This window comes from Polaromonas sp. P1_G4 (assembly GCF_056405475.1).
Map to the genome: position 1 here is coordinate 1 of NZ_JBFUCA010000210.1, position 6,820 is coordinate 6,820.

Annotated in this window: 5 protein-coding genes; 1 reads left to right on the forward strand and 4 read right to left on the reverse strand. The window is 60.9% G+C overall.

What is annotated here, in order from left to right; translation table 11 throughout:
* Positions 1-346, reverse strand: a 346-nt coding sequence (locus AC1D1X_RS12070; RefSeq protein ID WP_477698343.1) for an enoyl-CoA hydratase-related protein, incomplete at its 3' end; no start/stop codon positions are given.
* 160 nt (positions 347-506) lie between these two features.
* A complete protein-coding gene (locus AC1D1X_RS12075) occupies positions 507-2,027 on the reverse strand; it encodes a 3-hydroxyacyl-CoA dehydrogenase (protein WP_477669419.1) in 1,521 nt (506 codons plus the stop codon).
* A 56-nt stretch (positions 2,028-2,083) separates the two neighbouring features.
* Here AC1D1X_RS12075 and AC1D1X_RS12080 point away from each other — a divergent pair, with 56 nt between their 5' ends.
* Positions 2,084-4,219 (forward strand): type IV pilus assembly protein FimV, encoded by a 2,136-nt coding sequence (locus tag AC1D1X_RS12080; RefSeq protein WP_477698344.1) that lies wholly within the window; start codon positions 2,084-2,086, stop codon positions 4,217-4,219.
* A 69-nt stretch (positions 4,220-4,288) separates the two neighbouring features.
* Here AC1D1X_RS12080 and AC1D1X_RS12085 read toward each other — a convergent pair whose 3' ends face one another.
* Complete coding sequence (locus tag AC1D1X_RS12085; protein WP_477698345.1) at positions 4,289-5,296, reverse strand: D-2-hydroxyacid dehydrogenase family protein; 1,008 nt, start codon at positions 5,294-5,296, stop codon at positions 4,289-4,291.
* A 675-nt stretch (positions 5,297-5,971) separates the two neighbouring features.
* A complete protein-coding gene (lexA, locus tag AC1D1X_RS12090; protein WP_477669422.1) occupies positions 5,972-6,676 on the reverse strand; it encodes a transcriptional repressor LexA in 705 nt (234 codons plus the stop codon).
* Between the last annotated feature and the right edge of the window lie 144 nt (positions 6,677-6,820).

Below are 6,820 nucleotides of genomic sequence, written 5' to 3' on the forward strand. Positions count from 1 at the left end.
GTGAAAAACCCGCGCCGGCGGCAGCACCTTCCACGGCGGCGATCACCGGCTTGGGATAAGTCCGGATCGAGTCGATCCAGTTGTGCAGGCCTTCAATGCTCTGGGCTTGCACCTCCGGCGCCTCGCGGCGGTTGGCTTCCAGTCGCTGCAGGTTGCCCCCAGCGCAAAACATGGCACCTTCGCCGGTGATCACCACGCTGCGGATGTCTGGGTTGTTTTCAGCAGCATTTAGCGCCTCAATGCCCGCAGCGTAAATATCGGGGCCGAGCGCGTTCTTGAACTCGGGGTTGCTGATCGTCAGGATAAGGGTCTGACCCTCGCTCGTACCTTTGATTGCGCCTGCCATGCTAGTTTTTCCAATGCATCGAAATAAGAAATAGGCAGGGACCAAGTCCCCGTACAGATCCCCTTGCCAGTGGGGGCCGCGGAACTGGCTTCGCCAGGCCGCAGGCGCCGCCCCCTCGAGGGGGGAAGGTGCTACACGAAGTGAGCATCCGAAGGGGGTGTTATTCCTCCTGGTGTAACAGGCTAAGGCCGATGGCGCCGCGCCGCCGCAGCCAGGGGGAAGGGCGGTAGCGTTGGTCGCCGTAAACGGTCTGCATGTTGAACAACACTTCCAGCACATTGGTGGGGCCGTAGCGGTCACCCATGGCCAGCGGGCCCAAGGGGTAACCGAGGCCCAGCGTCACAGCCGTCTCAAGGTCTTTCGGGCTGCAAATGCCTTGCTGGCAAATGTCGCTGGCGATGTTGACGATGGTGGCCACCACGCGCTGGGTGACAAAGCCGCCGCTGTCGCGGATCACGCTGACCGCTTTGCCGTCGCGGGCGAAGAGGGCATGGGCGGCGTCGCGCATGTCGGTACGGGTGGCCGGGTTGGTCGCCAGTACGCGCCGCTTGGTGGCTGCGTCGTCGATCAGCATGTCGATGCCCACGGTGCGGGCCGGGTCCAGCCGCTCCACGACGGCGACGGTGGTGATGTCAAAGCCAAGGGGCGCCACCAGCATCAGGGCCTGCGGCGATGCGGAGGCGCCGGTCTCAATTTTGGCGCCCAGGTTTTTGAGCAGTTGCAACAGCTCCGAGCGGCGCGAAGCACGCGGCGACACCCACACCGGCGGAAGTTCGGTCACACCAGGGACGGCCTGCTCGGGCGGAACTTGCATGGTGCCGTCGGTGTAGCGGTAAAAGCCTTCACCGGTCTTGCGGCCCAGCACTCCGCCGGCCAGGCGCTGCGCCGTGATCACATTGGGGCGGTAGCGGGCTTCTTGGTAGTACTGGTGGTAGATTGACTCCATCACGGGATGGGAGACGTCGAGCCCGGTCAAGTCCATCAGCTCGAAAGGACCCAGCTTGAAGCCGGCCTGGTCGCGCAGGATGCGGTCTATGGTGGCGAAGTCGGCGACGCCTTCGCTGACGATGCGCAGCGCTTCGGTGCCGTAGCCTCGGCCGGCGTGGTTGACGATGAAGCCGGGCGTGTCTTGGGCCTGCACGGGTGTGTGGCCCATTTGCCGGGCGTATTGGCTCAGGCCTTCGCACACAGCGGGACTGGTCTTCAGGCCGGCGATGACCTCCACCACTTTCATCAGTGGAACGGGATTGAAGAAATGGTAACCGGCAAGGCGTTCGGGGTGCTTCAGGTCTGCGGCGATGGCCGTTACAGAAAGCGAGGAGGTATTGCTGGCCAGAATGGTGTGCACAGGTACCAGTGTCTCGAGTTCGGCGAACAGGGCTTTCTTGACCTCCAGCCGCTCCACGATGGCTTCGATGATGAGGTCGCAGGCCGCCAGGTCGGTGAGGGTGGCGGCCAGCACAAGCCGGTCTTTGTGCCCGGCTGCCGCGGCTGCGTCGATGCGGCCTTTTTCAACGAGCTTGTCCCATTGGGCACAGATGGCTTCGCGCGCTTTTTCCGCGGCGCCTGCCTGCGCGTCCATCAGCCTGACGGTGCTGCCGGCCTGCACGGCGATCTGCGCAATGCCGCGCCCCATGGCGCCGGTGCCAACTATTCCCACATTCGTGTAATTTACTTCCATGCCTGAATTATGGCTGACCGTATTTGGCAGGGTACCGTGTCAAAATTGCCCACCCCATGAAACTTGCCAAGAAGCCTGTCAAATATCTCCTTGGCGTTCTGCTGATGGGCGTTGCCGTCCACAGCGTGGCCTTGTCGCTGGGGCGCATGCGCGGCGCCACCCTTGTCGGACGCCCCCTTGATGTCACCCTGTCGGCGCACCTGGACGGCACGGAAGGGTTGTCTGCAGTCTGTGTGGCGGCAGATGTGTTTTTTGGCGACAGCCAGGTTGCCCAGGACAAGGTACGTGTCATCACGTCGCAAGGCGCTTCCGGTGAAGCGCTGATCCGCATCCGCACAAGCTCCGGCGTCGATGAGCCGGTCGTGACACTCTATGTGCGTGAAGGATGCCTGCAGAAAAACACGCGCAAGTATGTGCTGCTGGCGGAAGTGGCCGGAGAAAACACCAGCCCGGTTCCCGTTGTCGGCGGAGAAGCCGTTGCGACTGCGCCTCTGGTGGCGCAGATGCCTGGAGTTGCTGGCGCCGGCGGTAACGCCGCAAAGGCACAGGCAGGCTCCGCGCCCTCCAGCCCGGGAAAAGCCCCAAGAGCGAGGTCCGGAAAAGTCCCGCCTGTCGGAGGCAGTGAATTGCGATCGGCTACCTCAGTTGGGTTGCTGCAGGCAACGCCTGCTGTTCGCGGGGCTGGCAAGTCCGCATCCGGGCCAGCGGGCAAGCTCCGTTCTCGCCTGAAACTTGACCCCATTGACCTGGCGGCCGAGCGCGACCCTGTGCTCCGGTCTTCGCCGGAGCTGCTGACGGAGCCCTCAACAGACGCCCAGCAGCGCGCTGCCGCCGCCGCACTGTGGCAGGCGCTTAATGCACAGCCGCAAGACATGGTGCGCGACAGCCAGCGCCTGAAATCCCTGGAAGCCGATGTTGCCGGCATGCTCGCGCGAAGCCAGAAAACCGAAAAAGCCGTGATGGAAATGCGCGGCCAGCTTGAGCAGGCGCGCGGTGAACGCTATAACAACTGGCTCGTATACGCCCTTTACGCCTTGCTGGCCGCCTCCCTTCTTGCGATCCTGGCACTATGGATACGTAGCCGACAGCAAAGCCGTGTCAGCCGGGGATCCTGGTGGGGCAAAGGGTTTGCCGAAGACAGCGCGCCTTATGTGACTGAAGGTACGGGTAACACCGGGAAAGCCTTCTTGCGCAGGGCCTCAGAAGCTGAATCGGTGAGCGCCGGGCCTTTGCCCGATTCGCTGGTTGATTTCGATCCCAGCGAACCATTTTTCGAGGCGCCGAAAAATACGCCGGCTTCAAGCGCCGTGGCGCGCCCAAGGGTTGCCGAATCCAGATTCCCCTCGGAATTTCTGCCTAGCCTGAGCGGTATCAGCAGCATGCCGCGGATTGTGAATGCCGAAGAGCTGTTTGATGTGYAGCAACAGGCCGATTTCTTCCTGTCGCTCGGCCGGCCCGACAAGGCGGTAGATGTTCTGCGTCACCACATCATGGACAACGTGGAAACAAGCGCGCTCGTCTATCTCGACCTGTTTGACCTCTATCACAGCTTGGGCCGCCGCGAGGATTACGACGCGTTGCGCACAGACTTCAACAAGATGTTCAATGCCAAGGTGCCGGCATTCGACGAATACGCGGCGGATACGCACGATCTGGAGTATTACACGGAGGCCCTCTCGCGGATTGAGGCCCTCTGGCCAACTCCCAAGGTGCTCGACGTACTTGAAGAGTCCATATTCCGCAAACCGGATTCGCGGGGAGAGGTCTTCAGCCTGGCCGCCTACCGCGAGCTGTTGCTCCTCCACTCTATCGCAAAAAGGATTGTTAGCCGGCCGCCCGGCAACGCCGAAGCACCGGTCAGGTTGTCGGACGCACCTTCGGTTCCGACCATGCCGGACACGCTCCCTGGCGTTGCAGGTTTTGGGCCTACCAGCATCCAGCCACTGTCAGCCCGGTTCCAGATCGTGGCGCCCTTGCCATCTCCTGCCGTGGCAGGTGCAACCGACCCGACACAGCCTCCCGCTTCCCCCCGGCTTGGTCTTGATATTGATTTGAGTGCAGGCGAGGGGGCGGACCTGGCCCCGTTTCCATCAATCGATGCAGGTGCGCAGCCGCCGCAATCCGCTGCCAACAATCTCATCGAGTTTGACCTCGACTTTCCGGATTCTTCGGGGCCGACRCAGAAAACTTGAGCGAAGTTTGAGCCTGGCTCGCCGGGAATCCCGGGTTTACGCGCACTTGATCAGGCTGCGCGTGTCACATCAGCGCCGTACTTGCAAGGCCCCCGGGTTGACGATATTGGTGGGCGTGCCCTTGATGAAGTTGACGACGTTGTCAAACGCCGCGCCAAAGTACAGCTCATAGCTGTCCTGTTCAACATAGCCAATATGCGGCGTGCAAATGCAGTTTTCCAGGCGGAGCAGCGCATGGCCTTGCAGGATGGGCTCCGACTCAAAAACATCGATGGCCGCCAGGCCGGGCCGCCCGCGATTGAGGGAGGCGATCAATGCTTCCGGTTCGATCAGCTCCGCCCTTGACGTATTCACCAGCAGGGACGTGGTTTTCATGCGCGACAGGTCTTCCAGCGTGACGATACCGCGTGTCTCTGCGTTGAGCCGCAGGTGAAGGCTCAGTACATCGCTTTGCTCAAAGAATTCGGCTTTGCTGGCCGCGACTTCAAAGCCATCGGCCTGTGCCCGCTCCAGTGATGCGTCGCGGCCCCATATCACGACACGCATACCAAAGGCCCTGCCGTAGCCAGCCACAATTTGCCCGATCTTCCCGTAGCTCCATACCCCCAATGTCTTGCCCTTGAGGACGGAGCCAATGCCKAAGTTGGGTGGCATCGAAGCTGACTTGAGCCCTGCCTGCTGCCAGGCGCCATGCTTCAAGTGGGCTACATAGTGCGGAATGCGGCGCATGGCGGTCATTACCAGTGCCCAGGTCAGCTCCGCGGGTGCCGTAGGAGACCCAATGCCCTCGGCAACCGCGATGCCGCGTTCTGTGCAAGCCGCGACATCTATATGGCTTCCGACACGGCCTGTCTGGGCAATCAGCTTGAGTTTGGGCAGCTTTTCAATAACTTGCCGGTTGAGCTGGGTTCTCTCCCGGATCAGGACGATGACATCGGCATCCTTGAGGCGGACGGACAGCTGGCCGATGCCTTTAACGGTGTTGGTATAGACCTTGGCAGGGTAGGCCTCCAGCTTGGCTGCGCAGTTCAATTTCCGCACCGCGTCCTGATAGTCGTCGAGGATCACAATATTCATGCCGATATTGTGCCTGCAAGATTTTTCTTCCTTGCCGCCGGGGTCACTTCCGACTGGGGATTTTGTATCTCAAGGAAACGCACCAGACGGCGCCGCAAAGCACATAGGCCCGGGCTGAACTTCTGGTGGGATGCTTGCCGTACCAGTTATCTCAAAGAGGTTTCTCGCTGGCTCATGCGCTCAAGTTCCGCGCAGACGTCGGCCATGCGGCCGGATATCACCATGCGGCCAGCGCACGCTGGGCCGACATTGGAGTCAAACTCACGGACAACTCGCAGCCGGCTGGGTCGGGACGCCTTGACAGAGCGTTGGACGGCAAGAGCACCAGTGGCGCGGGCAGACGGGCCGCGCATTGCCGCGAAATCGCCGGAAGCAAAGGGTAGCGCAAGCTGGTGAGATCTGGGCTGTGCGCCGGCTGGCGCGGAAAAACGGCTTGCCCCAGTCATACCCTGCGCCGGCAAAAACAATGACACCAATGCCTGCACGGGTGCCAGCAGGACTGACGACATTGGTGAATGTGAAAAACTGATGATTCCCATGATGAACTCCTGTATGAGAGAGGTTTACACAGGCAGGATTGCAAACTGGCAAATTGCCAGGAAGGCCCCGACACCAGGGTGTTGGCCATCACAACGGCCAAACGCCCGCCACCTGGTGCGTGGCCAGGTGAGCTGCCTACATCAGCATCGTGTTGCGAATGAGGCCGACGGCCAGGCCTTCCAGTTCGAAAGGCTCGCCGGGCTCGACCACAATGGTTTTAAAGTCCGGGTTTTCGGGCAGAAGTTCGATCAGGTGCTTGTTGCGACGAAAGCGCTTGACGGTCACTTCATCACCCAGCCGGGCCACGACAATTTGACCATTCTTGGCTTCCTTGGATTGCTTGACGGCCAGCAGGTCGCCATCCATGATGCCTGCGTCCCGCATGCTCATGCCGCGGACCTTGAGCAGGTAGTCGGGCTGGCGCTGAAACAGGCTGCTTTCAAAATAATAGGTTTGCTCGACATGTTCCTGCGCGAGAATCGGGCTGCCAGCAGCAACCCGCCCCACCAGAGGTAGGGCGAGTTGGGCCAGGCTTTGCAACGGCAGGGAAAACTGTTTGATTCTGGATTCGTTCAGGCTGCGAAGGGCGTCATTGCGCAAACGTATGCCGCGTGAGGTCCCGCTGACCAGCTCGATGACGCCTTTGCGGGCCAGCGCCTGCAAGTGCTCCTCGGCGGCATTGGCAGAGCGAAAGCCAAGCTCAGCGGCGATTTCAGCACGGGTGGGCGGGGCGCCCGTGCGCGCGATGGCGCTCTGGATCAATTCCAGAATTTGCTGCTGGCGCGCAGTGAGCTTGGGAGCCTCAGAGGGAAAATGCGAAAAGTTATCGAGTGTGCTCATCACTGTTGCTCCTTGAATCACTGCTTCAGCCCGCTTGCGTATTGCCTGCTGGCTTTGGGTACGCAACGTTGCCGTAGCTGTTTTAATATCCAGTAACTGTATTTTCATCCAGTTTTTAAAAGATTGCAAGTTTACGTTTTATGC

What these genes read in the sequence shown, in the direction of transcription:
- AC1D1X_RS12075 (WP_477669419.1), bottom strand. Translation starts at nt 2,027, where the DNA reads ATGGAAGTAAATTACACGAATGTGGGAATAGTTGGCACCGGCGCCATG.
- lexA (WP_477669422.1), bottom strand. Translation starts at nt 6,676, where the DNA reads ATGAGCACACTCGATAACTTTTCGCATTTTCCCTCTGAGGCTCCCAAG.